Origin of the sequence: Vibrio sp. Y2-5, from assembly GCF_014596725.1 — a bacterium.
Lineage (GTDB): Bacteria > Pseudomonadota > Gammaproteobacteria > Enterobacterales > Vibrionaceae > Vibrio.
Genome location: NZ_JACVEG010000009.1, coordinates 40,923 through 58,124 on the forward strand (window position 1 = coordinate 40,923; position 17,202 = coordinate 58,124).

The window sequence follows — 17,202 nt, forward strand, 5'->3', positions numbered from 1 at the left end:
TTTCTCTTATCAAACGTTAATTCAGACCTTTTAAATACTGCTTATTGGTCGTACCGATAATATTTGATGATAACGCTTTCTGTGCAGCTTCACCGCCCTTCAACGCTTGTTTAAACAGCTCAATCAACTCTACTTTGGTTATACCCAGTTTGGTGTGTGTTGGGATATCTCGAAGATCAATCATCATGTCGGTAAACAGATTCTGCACTTCAGCTAATAGAACCAAGTTTAGGAAATTCTCGTTGCCATACAGGCAGTTGTGATTGCCGCGCTGTTTGTGAATGATATGAGACTGGTCTTTTAAGCTGATGATTGACGCAGTTTTCTCACAGCGTTTCATGCAGCCTTTGTTCATTTTCTGCTTCTTACAGCCGATACTTTGAATGAGCAAACACTGTCTGCTGGTCATCAAATGAATCGGATGATAGAGGCTGTAAAACAATCTAAAACCTTCGGGCCTCACTAACCGCTTCATCTGATTGGCGCTGAGTTCATTGGAAATAAATGCACCACTGCCCTTCAGTTCTTGCTTAACACACTGCAATGACAGCGAGTTAGTGATATTAAGTTGTGGTCCAGCAACCCAAGGCAAGTCCATACTTTGGGCAGCCTCAGCCACTCCAAGGTTATTGGTAACAAGCCATTCAGGTTTGATTTGTTCAAGCAGTCGACACGCAGCTTGGTAGTGTTCAGCAATCAATATCGCAGGAAAATAAGGAATTAGAGTGGGATGGCGAGTAAACACATCCAATACTTCTTGATACTGAAGTTCTAGCGCATCTGGTATTTGATAGAAAAAATCTGTTTCGCTGACTTGTTCAACTAAGTCTAAATCACTGACCTTGTCGATCAGTACCGAAAGTTTCGTAGTACTGTCTAACTTTGCGTTCGCATCAAACTTAGGTAGCGGGATATCCGTGATAAAACCACTTCCCTTCAAGCTTCGCTTGGCATTGGAAGTAATTGGCATGGTTTGAGTAATCGAGTCGACCTTGCGAATAAGCGAGGTATTGCGGTCATAAATAAACTTCTTCGCATTTTGTAAGGCTGTATCCGCATCGAATGGCTGGCTTATCTCTGAAGTAACTTCAGTAGCGTTCGTTGCGCAAAACTCTTTATATGCCAGGCCATTGGAAGTTATATTGTTTTTAGCAAAGTGAGCAGCGGCGAAATTCCGAGGATTATCAATGTACATACCGCGATGGATATCACCTTTGAGATAGCCATTGGTAAAATCACGATTGAAGACAGTATAAAGCTCAGACATATCGGTAAGCATCTCACCGGATTGGCAGTAATGGTCGATTTGTTTGCGCCAGTTATCAACCACAGTATAAACGTAATGGGATTTCTTAATTCGCCCTTCAACTTTCAGTGAATAAACACCGGCATGAGCCAGTGCTGCCATATCATCATAGGCAGAGTTGTCTTTAAGATTCAGCGGATAGTTGTTCCCAGACTCCGTAGTTTGGTACTGATCACGACAAGGCTGACTGCAACGGCCACGGTTACCAGATGCACCATTGAGCGCCGAACTAAAATAACACAAGCCTGAGAAGCCTATGCAATAAGAACCGTGTACAAACACTTCCATAGAAACATTGTGCGCGCGACCATATTGCGCCAGATGAGAGATTTCGTCGATATTCAGCTCTCGGGATAAATTCACACGGCTTGAGCCGAGTTTGCTTAAGAGCTTAATTTGCCCTTCGTTGTGTGTGTTCATCTGCGTCGAGGCATGCATATCCAAACGAGGAAAATAGTGTTTGATGAGATATGCCAGACCAAGATCCTGCACGATAACGCCATCAATATCTGTCTCGTTGAGCTGAGTTAACAGACGAATAATGGAAGCAATTTCACGCTCTAACAGCACAATATTAAGAGTAAGGAAGATCTTACAGCGGTGTTGATGAGCAAGTTCAACCACACCCTCAAGGACATCTAGTGTGATATTGGTTGCACGGTTACGTGCGTTAAATCTGTCCAATCCGCAGTAAACGGCGTCTGCACCTGCTGCGATGGCTGCTTTGATCGAATCTAAATCGCCTCCCGGGGCGAGTAACTCAAACTGCTCTTTTATAAAACCCAAACCGCACTACTCTCTCAGCCAACATGAGCAAGAAATTATAGCGACCTCGATCACAATTCCTTTGATATGGCTCAGGTGTCCTTCAAGTTTGTCCAACTCGTTTATAAAAGATGATTTATTGAAGGCTGTAGCTTGACACCATAAGCAATCAAGACTTTGCTCTTATGATAGCCATAACGGTATGATGCAGAATCAGAAAACGCCCATATAGTTATACAAAGTGATTAGCTATGATGTGCCATAGCTATTTGTACCGTGCATAAAAAGAGCCAGATATCATGATCAAAAAAGTATTTAAATCGCTTCTCTTACCCTTAGCGGCCCTAACATTCGTCGGTTGTGCAAGTTATAGCGTGACAGAACAGGATATGACCAAATATTTGCATGATAACGTCAGTTTCGAGCAGTCGGTTGGAGTTGAAAATGTCATGCATGCCTTCGTTTCTATTCACGACCTTGACGTAAACATAGGTCGCGCCGATGCAGATCGCGTTTCTGTGCTCGCAAACACCACAGCCAAAGTACAGATCTGGAATCAGCCAGAGAAAAAACTCGAACTGGATTTGGAGTTTAGTGCTGTCCCCGAATATGACAAAGAGACAGGTGAAATCTTCTTAAAATCTCTACGTCTAGACCGCTTTGATGAAGAAAGCCAACTACTGACACCTGAAATTAAGCAGCTACTCAAACCTGCAGTTTCAATGATAGGCACAGCATTATCACAGTATCCGGTATACAAACTGGACAGCGGTAAAGTGGAACAGGCATTATTGAAATCGGCAGAGCCAAATCTGGTTATTAAAGATAATAAGCTAGTTATCGAACTCTTTGACTAGACAAAGCATAGACATTCATGGTGTGCTAGACACACTTTGTTACATGTATAAACAACCCTAGGAGAGAGAGGGAATATGAACAGAACAGTCACTTCAGCGGTTAAAGTTGCCGCTACGTACGCTCTGTTCGCAACCTTATGGATCCTTTTCTCCGATCTTGCGGTGGAAGCTCTTTTACCCAATGCTCAAATGCGTTCCGTCGCTCAAACCTATAAAGGCTTAGCTTTTGTTGTAATCACTGCAGGCATGCTTTTAGCCATGGTGTTAAAAGGAAACAATGCATTAGAAAGAGCCAACGATATGGATAGTCTGACTGGTTTGCACAGTATGACCATGTTCGTTCGTACGTTAAACCTCACAATCAGACAACTCAAACCGAAAGAGCAGCTTATTCTTGGCTATCTCGATATCGATGATTTCAAAAGAATTAACGATTCTATTGGATTTGAAAAAGCCGACGCTTTTCTTCGAGACTTAGCCCAAGCTCTTACTGACTCCTTGTTACCCGGCTCATTTGCCTCTCGCTTACACGCGGATCAATTTGCTAGCTTCGCAAAAATCAGCAATCAATACGATATAGACGAACACATGCAAGATATACAGCGTCTATACAATCGACTTTCCAAAGAGTACGGAATTGAATCTACTTGCTGCATCAGTATCGCCCTTTACCCTCAAGATGGCAGCACAGCCAAAGAGCTAATGGTTTCAGCAACAGAGGCGCTCAATGTTGCAAAAGAGAAAAAGAACGCCATCCAGTACCACGATAAAGCGCTAACGGAAAAAGCGCTACAACGCCGTCAAATGATGTTGGATTTGCGCAATGCACTCAGCAATGACGGACTCAGTGTGGTGTATCAACCCAAATACGATTTAAAAACACTCAGTGTAAACGGGGTAGAAGTCTTAGTACGTTGGAATCATCCGACCAAAGGATTTATCGCTCCTGATGTATTTATTCCTCTCGCGGAAAATCACGGTTTAACGGGTGAAATATCGAAGTTAGTGGTTAGCAAGGTGGCGAAGGAGTTGAGTTCAACAAACTTATTGGGTAACAAGATTAAGACGATCGCAGTAAATGTATCGGCTACAGAATTCAACAACGCGGACGAAATGCATGAGTTGGTGCAATTTATCAAAGATAAAGACGTTATTGCCCCATATATCAGCATTGAAATTACTGAAACCGCAACTTTAGATAACTTACATAACAGTGTTGAAGTGATTTCTTCACTGCAAAAGAGTGGAATCGCAATTTCTATTGACGATTTTGGTACGGGCTATACTTCCCTCGCCATGCTTAAAGATCTTACTGTCGATGAAATTAAAATCGACCGCAGTTATATCTCTGAAGTGGATAGTGATGACCGTTCAAAAACCATTGTTAGTGCCATTATCGCCATGACCAATAGCTTTGGTATTAATCTTGTTGCCGAAGGTGTGGAAACAGAAAACCAACTAAAAATTCTGCAAGAAATGGGTTGCCAGCAAGCGCAAGGCTATTACTTGGGCAGACCAATGCCCGTGCAGCAGTTGATTGAACATCTAGCTTAGTTTTACCCATTGGTTATAAAAATCTCTTTCACTCAAAGTTGATGATTACTTAAACCGAATAATCCTGAGACTGAGCACATCCTGAATACCACATATCTATTTTCATTTATCTCAATAGCACTTCTTTCGTTTTAACCTAAGCTATTAATTAATACATAAACTTTTTTATTAGTTACTCCTTTTTAGTCAGCCCTTTCTTTAGCTGACCAATACGAGTCGCTTGACTCTTACTAACTACAAAAACGAAAGGTATTCACTCAATGTTAATAGATAAACTCTCTCTGAAAAGTAGATTGATCATTACAGTAGCAATCCCTTGCTTAGCATTGGTCTTCGTCGGTTTGGCAAGCCTGAACGCCATGTCGGCAATGGCCAGCAAAACGGAAGAAATGTACCTTAACACCGCAGCGCCGATGAGGGCTGTAGCAGAGGCGGCATCCCGTATTCCCAGAATGCGAGTTGGCATTGATATGATGTTGCTTCAAGAAACCAGCTTACGCGATGCGAAAGGCGTTAAAACTCGGGTTAAAGAAACACGCGAAGAAGATATTCCCGAAATGCGCGACGCACTGACTCTAGCGGTGAATACGCAAGTCAACCCTGAACTGAAAGCGCAAGTGCAACGCTTACTGAGTGACTTTGAAAAGATGGTAAGCACTGAACTCAACCCTCTACTTCAAGCACTTGATAAAGATGATACGGCAACTGCACAGAAAATATACAAAGAGAAATACGCAGTGAGCTATGGAACGATGCGTAAAGAGGCCAATGCTCTGCTGGAAACCTTGCTAGCTCAAGCTGAATCACAAAACAAACTGAGCCATGATAATTATATGTCGGGAAGAACAACGCAGATTATTATCATCAGCGCAGGTCTTATCATCTCCTTTATCATCTCTTCTGCGATTGTTATGAGCTTACGCAACAGGGTCTCAACCTTAAGAGATACCATTACGATCGCCGCGCAGGACATGTCATTAAACACACGAATCAAGCTGGATGGGAAAGATGAGCTGACAGAGATTGGCGACAGCTTTAACTTGTTCATGGAAAAAGTCCACAATGCCATTAATCAGGTGGCTGACAACTCCCGCCAACTAGCTGTAATGGCGCGAGATGTGTCCGAGCGAGCTAGCCACACTCAGAGTAATTGCACCTCTCAACGTGACCGGACAGTGCAAGTCGCGACAGCAATTCATCAATTAGGCGCGACAGTCAGTGAAATTGCGACAAATGCCGCTCAAGCAGCAGACGCGGCCAACGAAGCAACCCATCAATCCAGTGATGGTCAGAAAGTCGTTATGCAGGCTAGAGATCAAATCGGTGCCCTTTCTCATGAACTGCAAAAAGCGACCAATGTGGTGGAATCCCTAGCAGAGCAAGTTAATGGCATTAGTTCGACCTTGGACACCATTCGCAATATCTCCGATCAAACGAACCTACTTGCTCTGAATGCAGCCATTGAGGCAGCAAGAGCTGGCGAGCAAGGTCGAGGTTTTGCCGTTGTAGCCGACGAAGTAAGAACCTTGGCTAGCCGCTCAGCAGACTCTACAGAAGAGATTCAGCAGGTTATCGATAAACTTCAATCTGAATCCAAACGTGCTGTAGAAGCAATGCAACAAGGTCGCCAACAAAGCGACCTAGTTGTCGAATATGCTGACAACGCCACCAATGCACTGGAACAAATTAACAATCATATCGATCAAATCAGCGGGCAGAACATACAAGTAGCCACTGCAACGGAAGAGCAATCTACCGTGGTCGACGACATTAACCGCAATGTCGAAGAGATAAACCATCTGACTACCGAAACCACGGATATTGCAATGCAGTTAAATCAATCCAGCGACAGCCTACAGCAACTCTCCTCTCAACTGGACGAGCTGGTCGGTAACTTCAAGCTTTAACTCTTAGCGCTGACCCCTATGAACAATCTTATTAGTTCATAGGGGTCAACCCTGTTTCAATTAAACTCATTTAAACTTATGAAATTTCTAAAATTCCTCGCAATCTCGAAATGTCGTCTTGCAAAACTGTGTCCACATTCACATCCGATTAAATTTCCACCGTTTTAATTATTGGCAAATTGGTAAAGTCTTTTCCTATATCAGTAACTGACATGGACATTGACCGTTATGCTCATCAACAATTTCACCTTAAAAACCCGATTGCTTATTACCGTAACTATCCCCTGTTTAGCGTTAATTGCCGTTGGCTTACAAAGCCTTTCCTCTATGGAGTCCATCGACAAGAAGACAGAAGCAATGTACTTAAATACTGCCGCCCCAATGCGTGCAATAGCAGAAACAGCCTCTAGAATTCCAAGAATGCGTGTCGGAATAGATATGATGCTACTTCAGGAAACCGCCCTAAGGGATGCAAAAGGCATTGCGACCCGCGTTAAAGAAGCAAGAACAGAAGACATTCCTGAAATGAGAGCCGCCCTTGAAGACGCGGTCAATGCTCAGTCCGATGACGCGCTTAAAGAACGAGTCCAAAAACTCGCGGATGCCTTTGAGGTGGTAGTAAAAACCGAGCTAAACCCAATGTTAGACGCGTTGGATAAAGGCGACCTGTCAACAGCACAGCAAATATACCGAGACCAATACGCCAAAAGTTACGGTGTAATGAGAAAAGAAGCGAATGTCATATTGGATACCTTGATCCAACAGGCGGAAGAGCAAAATTCCCTCAGTCACGAAACCTATATCACTAACCGAAATACGCTGATGGTGATCAGTATTATTGGACTGCTTGTGTCATTCATTATTTCGTCATCCATCGTACTGAATCTTCGCAGACGCGTGACCTACCTGCGTGAAACTATGAATAACGCGGCACAGAATATGGCATTGAATACTCGGATCGAAGTTGAAGGCCGCGATGAGTTGACCCATATCGCCAACAGCTTCAATCAGTTTATTGAGAAGGTACATACCTCTATGGTTCAGGTGGCGAAAAATTCTCGCGACTTGGCCGAAATGGCTGGAAATGTCTCTGAACGTGCAGACCATACTCGTAATAACTGTACCTCTCAAAGAGACCGCACCGTTCAGGTATCCACGGCTATTCATCAGTTAGGCGCAACCGTTGAAGAAATTGCAGCCAACGCATCACAAGCCGCGGAAGCCGCGAACGAAGCCACACATCAATCCAGCGATGGACGTGACGTCGTTGGTCAGGCTCGAGAGCAAATTGGTGAGCTATCAAGAGAGCTCGAAGAAGCAACCGACATTGTTCAGTCGCTGGCAAACCAAGTGGATGATATCAGCTTAACTTTGGACACCATTCGCAACATCTCCGATCAAACAAATTTACTAGCACTTAATGCTGCGATTGAAGCAGCTCGCGCTGGAGAACAAGGTCGCGGTTTCGCCGTTGTTGCCGATGAAGTTCGTACACTTGCCAGTCGCTCAGCTCAATCAACAGAAGAGATCCAAAACATCATCGATCGATTGCAGACTGAATCTCGCAGAGCAGTGAACGCTATGGATAAAGGTCGAAATCAAAGCAACTTAGTTGTAGGGTTTGCTGACAACGCCACCACCTCTCTTGGGCAGATCAGCAGTCACATTGAGCATATCAATTCACAGAATATTCAGGTTGCGACAGCCACTGAAGAGCAATCCACTGTCGTTCTCGATATCAATCGAAACCTTGAGGAAATTAACCAGCTAACCTCTGAAACTACAGATATTTCAGAACAACTCAATCAGTCCAGTACCCATTTGCAAAGCCTATCCTCTGAGCTCGACAAGCTGGTGGGAAATTTTAAACTTTAGCCAAATAGACTCAGAGTAAACCACTCCAAGCCATTGCCGAATAAAGCAGAAATTGAATTTCTGACACATTCGGTAATGGCTTTTTACATTAAATAATTGTGAATTATTAACGAGATAGGTTGAAATTGGCACTTGCTTTAGATATTCATTGCGCAACATCGATAAAGGAAGCTTATTTACATGCTCACTATCTTCAAAACCTTCTTCTGGTTAGGTTGGATTAGCTTCGGCGGCCCAGCAGCTCACATTGGTTACTTTCGCCAAACCTTTGTGCAAAAACTCAAGTGGCTAGACGACAACGAATATGCTCAGATAGTAGCGCTCAGCCAGTTTTTACCCGGCCCAGGTTCCAGTCAGGTTGGCTTTTCAATTGGTTATAAACGTGGTGGTTTACTCGGAGCGACAGCGGCATTCATCGGCTTTACAGCTCCTTCTATCATTCTAATGCTGATTCTTGCCTTAGTGAGCAGTCAGATAACCGATACCGCTCTGTTTCACAATATCGTTCATGGGCTCAAACTGCTTGCTGTGGTTGTGGTCGCAGATGCAACTTGGGGAATGTACAAAAACTTCTGTTCAACCAAGCTCTCGGCAGGTTTAGCACTTTTAACAGCAACCGCGCTGTTGGTTATCCCAAGTATAACCACGCAATTATTGGTGCTAATTTTGGCGGCGATTATCGGCGCGATCTATATCAAAGGAAACACAGCCAAAGCACAAAACCCATTTAAACCTAGCTATGTGCCATTACTGTTGTTTGTTGCCATTTTGATTGGTACTTCAGTGCTTTCGAGCCATCCAAGCGTGCAACTGTTTGGCGAATTCTTTCAAGCTGGCAGCTTGGTATTTGGTGGCGGACACGTGGTTCTACCATTACTGCAAAACCTTGTAGGTGACCAACTGAGTCAAGATGCATTCCTAACAGGTTACGCGGCAGCTCAAGCTGTCCCCGGGCCAATGTTCACCTTCGCGACGTATTTAGGTTACGCTTTGATGCCAAACGCTCCTGTTTTAGGTGCATTGTTAGCGACTATAGCGGTATTCCTGCCCGGTTTCTTGCTGCTATTAGCGGTGTTGAAAAACTGGCACGCACTGGCAGATAATCCAACCATTTCAGGAGCCCTGAATGGCGTAAATGCCTCCGTCGTTGGTCTATTGGCCGCAGCGTTATACCAACCAGTATTTACCAGCGCGGTGTTTAGTGCGACTGACATAGCCTTGGTACTGGTAGGCTTCTATCTGCTAAAACAGCTTAAGTTGCCAATCGTTGTATGTGTAACATTCTTCATTGTTGCTGGAGCAGCTTTAGGGATATAGTGTTTTCACGCTTTTACAAAGGTCAGACGATCTTTAGCCTTGAAAATGAATAAATGCTTAGTTCCAACTCACTCTCAATTCGATCATACAGCCGTCAAAAGAACGGGCACAGCCACGATTTTCATCAGTTGGTTTTGCCTGTTCGTGGTGTCATTAACATTGAAGTTGAAGCCTTTAAAGGTGCAGTAAGACCCGGAGAGTGTGTTGTTGTTCGCGCAAATGAAATGCACTATTTCGCGGCAGAAACAGAAGCGCGCTTTGTTGTGGCCGATCTCGATACCCTGCCATCGCACATTTTGGAATCTGACACCCTAGTCTTTTCCATCAGTCCACCTTTAATGCATTACTTGAGCTTTATAGAAGAGCAACTCAAGTATCAAGTGAATACAGAAATTGAAGAACTGATGTTAACCACTTTCTCGCTTTTGCTTAGTGAACAACAAATACTTAAGCAGTTCGACCATAGAATCAGAAAAGTCCAAGAATATATTGAAGCCCATTTAGCCCAACCGCTTTCAATTACTCAACTGGCCGCGATTGCCTTTTTAAGCCCAACGCAGTTTAAAAAACTGTTCAAAGAACAAACGGATTTAACGGTTACCCAATACATTACTCACAAGCGAATGGAAAAAGCACAAGCACTGCTTATCCATACCGATTACCCTATTCAAATCGTCGCAGAATCTGTCGGTTACGCCGATCACAGTGCTTTTAGTCGTCGATTTTCGCAACACTTCGGGTTGCCTCCTTCAAAGATCACTCGTTAACTCCGTCTTCACTGCCAACATAAGCGTCCGTTGTGCATAAACAAAACAATAAAATACACATACCATTTCACTTGTAGTAAATAAGTCTATGGAGTGGCTATGTTTAAGGGAAATACCAACATCAGCGGAATATTCAGCGTTGTTTTAGCAAGTGTATTTTGGGGAACCACAGGGACAGCGGCCAGTTTCGCACCGGATATCAGTCCTCTGGCCATTGGCGCATCAGCTATGGGTGGTGGGGGCCTATTGCTACTCATAAGTGCGCGTAATAAGCTTATCAAAGACGTAGCCACACTGATAAAGCAATACCAACTTTTACTCTGTGGCGGTGCCGCCGTGACTATCTACCCTTTAGCTTTTTACACCTCCATGCGACTTTCAGGCGTGGCGATCGGTACTTTAATCTCTATTGCTACTGCTCCTTTTTTTACTGTTCTGCTAGAGCGTCTAATCAGCAAAAAATCTATATCGCTAAACTGGGTAATTTCGTTCATCATTGGTGCAACCGGAATAGTGTTACTCACAGTGGGCAAACAAACCACTACACACTCTAGCGATACGACTTTTCTGCACCTAATAGGTATAGGGCTGGGGCTTATCGCTGCGCTAACTTACGCGACGTATTCATGGGCGGCTCGCGGCATGATTGAACGAGGAGTGAGTTCTCAGTCAGCGATGGCGAGTATGTTTGGTTTAGCTGCTACATTATTGCTGCCTTCACTATGGATGACTGGTGACAACCTTTTTGCCGATGCAAAACATACTGCTGTAGTTGTCTATATGGCAACCATACCAATGTTTTTAGGTTACCTGCTGTTTGGTCATGCGTTAAAACAACTGGAAGCGAGTACAGCAACTTTGATTACACTATTAGAACCAGCTGTTGCCACATTGTTTGCCATCTTTTTAGTCGGCGAGAGATTCACCCTTGTTGGTTGGTATGGTTTGATGTTTATTCTTGTTTGCATGCTACTGCAAGTGGTTCCTTTTCGAGCGTTACGCTTGCGCAAGAATCCGGCTGTCGACAGCTATTAATAAACTCAACAAGTCTATTCAGCAAGTGTTCAATATCGTTGTTCAAAGCAAATCCGATATTAATCCGAATGCAATCGTCATAACGTTGAGACTCGGTAAATACGCTGCCAACTCTTATATCTAGGTTGGATTTATTCGCCTCTGTACTGAGCTTGTCCGAATTTAAACCCATGACCTGAAGCCAAAGCACTAAACCACCATCAGGTTGAGTAATGCGGCTATCTTGCGGCAAATGCTGTGCTAAGAAACGGGTGTAATCTTGCTTGTTAATCGCAAGCCGTTGTCGGGTGCGCTTGAGATGTCGGCTGTAAGCGCCCGTTTGAATGAAATCGGCTATCGCAGTCTGAATAAGCGTGGGTACGCCTTCGTACTGCTGAGTATACTTTGCAACGAACTTACCAGGTCGGCACCAACCCAAACGGTAGCTTGGTGAAAGAGTCTTAGAGAAAGAGCCACACCAAATCACGTAGCCACTGTCATCGTAGTAAGCCGTTGGCAAATGCAATTGATCCGAATGATTTAGTTCGAAATACACGTCATCTTCAATCACAGGAATTTTATACTGGCTTGCGAGCAGACTTAAACGTTTTTTCTGTTTAGCCGACATGGTAATGCCTTGTGGGTTCATGTGCGTGGTGCAAAACAGCCCCGCTTGAACCTGCTTACTTTGAAACAGTCGTTCCAAAGCATCGAGATCGATGCCATCTTCTACTGACGGAATTTCAATTACTTTTAAGCCCAAATTGGCGAGCAGTTCCAGTAACCCGTTAAAGCACGGGGAACTTACTGCAACGGCATCCCCAGCATTAACACAGATCTGTAATGCGGTTTTTACTGCATCCATACAACCATGCGTAATCACCAGTTCATCCGTACTCAATGCAAATCCCAACTGGCTGAAGTGAGAGCACAACGCTTCCCGCATAACAGGTTCCCCCTGTTTATTGGGATACTGTGTCAATCTGGATGGCGATTGCGTCATGACGCGGCGAAAACTCTTATCCAAGGCGCGTTGCGCTGTGACATCCAACTCAATACAAGCGATGCCTAGTGGTCCCGATTTCACTTGAGGTTTTATGCGTGGCCTAACGTTTGTCGCAAGCTGTGTCGCAAATCGCTGCCAAGATGGAGTAACCACAATCGGCGTTTGTGAACAGATAAAGAACCCTGACTGAGGACGAGCTTTGAGCCAGCCTCTCTGTTCTAAATCTTGATAACAACTTACCGCTGTAGAAACACTCACACCATGCTGTTTGGCAAACAGACGCAAAGAGAGCATACGGTCACCCTGTTTCAGTTTGGTCGACTGAATATCATCAATAATCTTCTCTGCTAACTGTTTGTATTTCTGCATAGTGATAAATTGTACCGGTTAATTTTTTAAAAATTGTATCTGTACTGATTTTGTAACTCAAGCAATACTCTGATCATATTGTGAACACTAGGAGTTTATTGTGCAGGGAAAACATTTATTACTCGTTATCGGGGTTATGGTGATTTGGGGCGTGAATTTTTCCGCCATAAAGCTCGGCGTAAACCAACTCGACCCCTTCTTGATTGCGGCAGCCCGCTTTTTACTGGCTACATTTCCTATCATCTTTTTTGTGAAAAAGCCGAACGTTCCCCTCAAATACTTGATGGCTTACGGTTTAGTTTTCGGCACAGGTATTTGGGGAATGGCGTATTGCTCCATTGCTTTTGGGCTTTCATCGGGAATGGCTTCAGTTCTGCTGCAACTGGACGTTTTAACCAGTATCGCGGTAGGTGCTTTGCTTTATAAAGAAGTGATCACCAAACAGATGTGGCTTGGAATTGTCGCAGCACTGATTGGTTTAACTCTGTCGATTATCTATACCAACGGCAACATTACCTTGCTGGGTTTTGTCTTCATTCTTATTGCTGCTATTTGCTGGCCTGTAATGGGCGTAATTATCCGCCATTCAGGAACCAAAGCACCGTTCGCCTTTAACATCTGGGGGATGCTGTTCGCTCCAATTCCACTTATTCTACTGAGCCTTGCTATTAATGGCGTGGAAGGCCTTATCACCACTTACGAACAATGGAATGGCAGCGCATGGTTTTCGGTACTGTTTCAAGCCTACCCGACCACCCTATTCGGTTACTGGGTTTGGAACAAAATGGTAATCAGCTATCCAATGTCGAAGCTTGCACCGCTCACCCTGTTAACCAGTGTGTTTGCCTTACTGAGCGGATATCTGTTCTTTGGTGAAACGCTCTCCACCGTTCAGTGGGTATCGTGCACACTGTTCTTAGCGGGTATTGTTGCTGTGCTCTATCCAAGCAAAGAGAAGCCAAACATCAGCATTGGGAAATCTAAATATCGGCGCATTCCTACTTAATAGTGACATGGTTTATCTGTATACTTGGCGGCTGTTTATCACCTATGCAGCCAAGTTACAGAGCTTGCCTAGTGGTAAAACACCTGATTAACCAAATGCGGAGAACTTGATGACTGAGCAAAATGTTGGGCAGATTCTCAAAGCCTTCAACAGTATTGAAGCCAAAATTGAACAACAAAACAGTGCTTTAAGAGAGCTCAACCTGAAAGTAAAAACGCTTGAAAGCCAAAACAAACAATTGGCACAAATGATCAACAAGCTTCAAACCCCGGCTGCACCAAAAACCGATATTGAGCAGGTAGCGCTAAACAAACAGTTTCAGGCTAACGTTGCGAAAAGCTTGGATTCAATTGAAGACAAATCTAAGAAAGCGATAGAGCTGATTAAAGCGAACTCAGGCGGCAAGAAACGCGCTTGGCCGTAAATATAGATTGGGTTGACGAAGATTGAGGGCCAAGGTAGCCACCCATTGCCCTCATTTACGACTCAAACCAAGATAATATCTGAACGCATACTATAAAGAATAAACAGTACCTCTTCCTGCTCTCTCTGGCCTATGCCATTTTTCTCTAGCGCTTCTAGAGCATCATCCAGAACTGCCATGAATTCAACGGCAGAAATGTTCATCCCTTTGTGAGCCGCTATCATATCGGAACCTTTATAGACATTTGGTCCTCCACTGCCTGTAATAAAGAATTCTGAAACAGTTTTCTTGAGTTTATTCACATCTGATTTAGCGAAACGATTTGAGATAGAACGGTTCTCAAGATGTAAGTCCACTATATCACTAGAAATCTTGGTTATGGTCTCACTACCACCTAGCCTTTCATATAAAGACATACTCATACCTCTTTCTACTTGTTCATAATTGGAACCATAATGTGTGCGTAAGGTGTATCTTTCCACATTACATAAGGTCCTCCGTTATAAGGGTCTTCACTTAAACCCTTGAGCAAGTATTTGGGTACAACGATCATAAGATGTGGCCCTTCTTTAACCCACACATCACCGTTGTTGGGATCTGTTGCCATAGGGTTTGAATTGCTCACATGTGCATCCCCCTGCAACATGTAAGAAATTCCCATTGAACTAGTTACAAAAGGCTTTCCTTCCGACGCAGCCTTTAAGAAATCTTGCCATACAGAATCCACGCACATAGGATGCAAATCGCCTGGCATAAGTGGAATCCCCGGATAACATACCCAGTCTGATGTCCCCTCCCTTAATACGGCCCCATCTGCAGCCAATATTGTTGCAGTAGAACTAATATCTAATGGGGCTGCACTTTCAGCTCTTTTTACTAGATCATTGTTAGCCATTTGCCCTGACGAACAACCAAATAAAATGGTCATAGTGGCTATTAAACATAATTGAAAGAATCTCATATATCCTCCCGTTTCTTTCATCTGTCCTATCAAACATAGACTTGAGAATCATTCTTTATGATGAGATTTTCATGAGAATTAAGTGTGAGATCTATTATTTCTACTATTATCAATAGCATTAAAAGTCACCAAAATGGATGAACACGGTGAGGTCTATTGTAGAAACAACACGTGCTTCCGAGTTGAGTTTTCTAGAACAAGTATTTGATGAGGATGGCCCTGACGTAATTGGTTTATACGGGATTCTTGGCGTAGGCAAAACTACGCTATTAAATCAATTCATAAAAAATCACGCCAACCACTGTCTGACAATTAACTGCCAACATTTAGAACCTACGCCTAGAGCCTTCATCAAAAAGTTAAGTAAGTTAACTAATTGCAAAGATAATCTCTCTTCAATCTATTGCTCAATTGCTCCGAAAACGATCTTGGTTATCGATCAGTTTGAATCATTAAACTTAATTGAAACTTGGCTCAGGCGAGAATTCGTACCACATATGCACGGACGGCTAAGAGTCATTTTTTCTGGTCGGATTCATCCCGATAGACAATGGATCATTAATCCACCAGATAACAGTGATTTCCGCTGTATGAAACTCAACAGTCTCAGTTTTTCTGCTGCGGTTAGCTACTTACAGACTCTTGGTCATACACAAATAGTCGCTATGGGGATCAATCAATTCGCTCATGGGCACCCATTAGCCCTTCAACTTGCGAGTTCAGCGCTTCTAGAGCAGTCTCAGCGCAAGTTAAATGAAATCCCACCTAATGATGTGGTTCAAACATTGGTACAGTTTTTTGTTGAGGATATAAAAGACCATCAGTTAAAACAGGCTTTGGAGGCGACAGCGATTGTCCGTAGGATATACGAGCCATTACTCACTGCGATGTTAAACGTTGAAGAGAATGTCGGTAAGTGCCTTTATAACGCCCTGTCAGAAATAGAGTTCGTAGAGCATAGAGAAGATGGGCTGAGCTTGCATGACATACTAAAAAACGTCATTTCAGCGAATATGAAATCTCAATACCCAATCCGCTACTGCCAATATAGACATCGAGCCTGTGTGTTGTTAAATGAAGAAATGAGACATTCGTCGCCGAGCCAACTCTGGCGTTATACAGCAGATATTATTTACTTGGTTGACAACAGTGTCATCCGTTCAGCCTTTTTCCCACCATTTGATCAGAGAGAATACAGTGTAGAGCCCGCAGATGAACATAACCGAGATGCGATATTTGCCATCATTGAAAAACACGAAGCTCCAGAGATGTACAGGGTCTACCAGCAATGGTGGGAGAAACAAATAAACACCTTTCACTGTATTAAAAACAGTAGCAATCAAACAGTAGGATTTTACTGCCTGATAAAACCTGGCGATGTATCTCTAGAATTAATAAACCAAGATCCAATCACTTCTCTCTGGACTCAACATCTCGCTAATGACAAAAACAACTGCAACCTAAACCAATGCTTATTTATCAGGCGCTGGTTGTCCTTGAACGAAGGAGAATCATTATGTGGGGCACAGGCTGCATGCTGGCTTGATATAAAACGAACCTATTTGGAAATGAGGCCAGAATTGAGAAGAGTTTATCTGACCGTGAACGATCTACAGCCTTACTCGCTCATCGCAACAGAGCTTGGGTTTCAAGTATTGGATTTGGACTACAAGATTGATGGTAAATCCTATTGTTCAGCCATGTTGGATATGGGAGAAGGCTCTGTAGATGATTGGGTTTCGAAAAGGCTAATACAAGAGGTCAATCAGGATCAAACGAATTTGGAGTTCCCTGACTGGTTCGATAGAAACGCCCGCCAATTAGTTCTAAGCAACACTCGTACCGATTTAACTCCCCTAGAATTCGGCACTCTAGAACTCCTGCTCAGTCGACAAGGTACAGTGATTACTCGTAAAACGTTGCTTAAAGAAGTGTGGAGAATCGAGTATGAAGGTTCGAGTAACGTCGTAGATACCATCATACGGTCTTTGAGAAGAAAGTTGGATGATAAAGCCGATATCATCCAGTCAGTGAGAGGCGTCGGTTACCGTTATCGGCTTAACGAAAAGTAATC

At 43.5% G+C, this 17,202-nt stretch carries 14 protein-coding genes; 10 read left to right on the forward strand and 4 right to left on the reverse strand.

Annotation, left to right across the window (positions count from 1 at the left end; genetic code table 11):
* Positions 1-16 precede the first annotated feature (16 nt).
* Positions 17-2,092: a peptidase U32 family protein gene (locus HUO09_RS18095; RefSeq protein WP_223159491.1), complete on the reverse strand. Its 2,076-nt coding sequence runs from the start codon at positions 2,090-2,092 to the stop codon at positions 17-19.
* A 278-nt stretch (positions 2,093-2,370) separates the two neighbouring features.
* Between HUO09_RS18095 and HUO09_RS18100 the strand changes: the two genes are divergently transcribed.
* The 7 genes from HUO09_RS18100 (at position 2,371) to HUO09_RS18130 (ending at position 11,383) form a co-directional block, all read left to right on the forward strand.
* On the forward strand, positions 2,371-2,928 hold the full coding sequence (locus HUO09_RS18100; protein ID WP_167411119.1) for a DUF1439 domain-containing protein: 558 nt from the start codon (positions 2,371-2,373) through the stop codon (positions 2,926-2,928).
* Positions 2,929-3,003: 75 nt separating this feature from the next.
* The gene (locus HUO09_RS18105; RefSeq protein ID WP_188234908.1) at positions 3,004-4,482 is read left to right on the forward strand and encodes a bifunctional diguanylate cyclase/phosphodiesterase; all 1,479 of its coding nucleotides are present in this window, start codon (positions 3,004-3,006) and stop codon (positions 4,480-4,482) included.
* Between the two features lie 260 nt (positions 4,483-4,742).
* The gene (locus tag HUO09_RS18110) at positions 4,743-6,389 is read left to right on the forward strand and encodes a methyl-accepting chemotaxis protein (protein WP_167411121.1); all 1,647 of its coding nucleotides are present in this window, start codon (positions 4,743-4,745) and stop codon (positions 6,387-6,389) included.
* A gap of 228 nt (positions 6,390-6,617) precedes the next feature.
* Complete coding sequence (locus HUO09_RS18115; RefSeq protein WP_188234909.1) at positions 6,618-8,264, forward strand: methyl-accepting chemotaxis protein; 1,647 nt, start codon at positions 6,618-6,620, stop codon at positions 8,262-8,264.
* A 180-nt stretch (positions 8,265-8,444) separates the two neighbouring features.
* Complete coding sequence (chrA, locus tag HUO09_RS18120; RefSeq protein ID WP_188234910.1) at positions 8,445-9,581, forward strand: chromate efflux transporter; 1,137 nt, start codon at positions 8,445-8,447, stop codon at positions 9,579-9,581.
* Positions 9,582-9,634: 53 nt separating this feature from the next.
* Complete coding sequence (locus HUO09_RS18125) at positions 9,635-10,348, forward strand: AraC family transcriptional regulator (protein ID WP_188234911.1); 714 nt, start codon at positions 9,635-9,637, stop codon at positions 10,346-10,348.
* 99 nt (positions 10,349-10,447) lie between these two features.
* A complete protein-coding gene (locus HUO09_RS18130; protein ID WP_188234912.1) occupies positions 10,448-11,383 on the forward strand; it encodes a DMT family transporter in 936 nt (311 codons plus the stop codon).
* Here the strand turns inward: HUO09_RS18130 and HUO09_RS18135 are convergent.
* A complete protein-coding gene (locus HUO09_RS18135) occupies positions 11,301-12,737 on the reverse strand; it encodes a PLP-dependent aminotransferase family protein (protein WP_188234913.1) in 1,437 nt (478 codons plus the stop codon). The genes HUO09_RS18130 and HUO09_RS18135 overlap by 83 nt on opposite strands.
* Positions 12,738-12,837: 100 nt before the next feature.
* On the opposite strand from HUO09_RS18135, the gene HUO09_RS18140 reads away from it, so the two are divergent.
* Complete coding sequence (locus HUO09_RS18140; protein ID WP_188234914.1) at positions 12,838-13,743, forward strand: EamA family transporter; 906 nt, start codon at positions 12,838-12,840, stop codon at positions 13,741-13,743.
* Between the two features lie 109 nt (positions 13,744-13,852).
* Positions 13,853-14,167, forward strand: coding sequence for a hypothetical protein (locus HUO09_RS18145; protein ID WP_167411128.1), 315 nt, complete (start codon positions 13,853-13,855; stop codon positions 14,165-14,167).
* Positions 14,168-14,229: 62 nt separating this feature from the next.
* On the opposite strand, the gene HUO09_RS18150 is transcribed toward HUO09_RS18145, so the two are convergent.
* Together HUO09_RS18150 and HUO09_RS18155 are read right to left on the reverse strand one after the other, a co-directional pair.
* Positions 14,230-14,589 carry a group 1 truncated hemoglobin gene (locus HUO09_RS18150; protein WP_167411129.1) on the reverse strand — a complete coding sequence of 120 codons (360 nt, stop codon included), beginning with the start codon at positions 14,587-14,589 and terminating at the stop codon, positions 14,230-14,232.
* 8 nt (positions 14,590-14,597) lie between these two features.
* Positions 14,598-15,128, reverse strand: a complete 531-nt coding sequence (locus HUO09_RS18155) for a hypothetical protein (protein WP_223159492.1) — start codon at positions 15,126-15,128, stop codon at positions 14,598-14,600.
* Between the two features lie 146 nt (positions 15,129-15,274).
* Between HUO09_RS18155 and HUO09_RS18160 the strand changes: the two genes are divergently transcribed.
* A complete protein-coding gene (locus HUO09_RS18160; RefSeq protein WP_373563708.1) occupies positions 15,275-17,200 on the forward strand; it encodes a winged helix-turn-helix domain-containing protein in 1,926 nt (641 codons plus the stop codon).
* Positions 17,201-17,202: the final 2 nt, after the last annotated feature.

Excerpts from the sequence above, each read along its gene's own strand:
- HUO09_RS18125 (WP_188234911.1), top strand. The coding sequence starts at position 9,635 with ATGCTTAGTTCCAACTCACTCTCAATTCGATCATACAGCCGTCAAAAG.
- HUO09_RS18155 (WP_223159492.1), bottom strand. The coding sequence starts at position 15,128 with ATGAGATTCTTTCAATTATGTTTAATAGCCACTATGACCATTTTATTT.
- HUO09_RS18135 (WP_188234913.1), bottom strand. The coding sequence starts at position 12,737 with ATGCAGAAATACAAACAGTTAGCAGAGAAGATTATTGATGATATTCAG.
- HUO09_RS18110 (WP_167411121.1), top strand. The coding sequence starts at position 4,743 with ATGTTAATAGATAAACTCTCTCTGAAAAGTAGATTGATCATTACAGTA.
- HUO09_RS18115 (WP_188234909.1), top strand. The coding sequence starts at position 6,618 with ATGCTCATCAACAATTTCACCTTAAAAACCCGATTGCTTATTACCGTA.
- HUO09_RS18100 (WP_167411119.1), top strand. The coding sequence starts at position 2,371 with ATGATCAAAAAAGTATTTAAATCGCTTCTCTTACCCTTAGCGGCCCTA.
- HUO09_RS18150 (WP_167411129.1), bottom strand. The coding sequence starts at position 14,589 with ATGAGTATGTCTTTATATGAAAGGCTAGGTGGTAGTGAGACCATAACC.
- HUO09_RS18145 (WP_167411128.1), top strand. The coding sequence starts at position 13,853 with ATGACTGAGCAAAATGTTGGGCAGATTCTCAAAGCCTTCAACAGTATT.
- HUO09_RS18105 (WP_188234908.1), top strand. The coding sequence starts at position 3,004 with ATGAACAGAACAGTCACTTCAGCGGTTAAAGTTGCCGCTACGTACGCT.
- HUO09_RS18130 (WP_188234912.1), top strand. The coding sequence starts at position 10,448 with ATGTTTAAGGGAAATACCAACATCAGCGGAATATTCAGCGTTGTTTTA.
- chrA (WP_188234910.1), top strand. The coding sequence starts at position 8,445 with ATGCTCACTATCTTCAAAACCTTCTTCTGGTTAGGTTGGATTAGCTTC.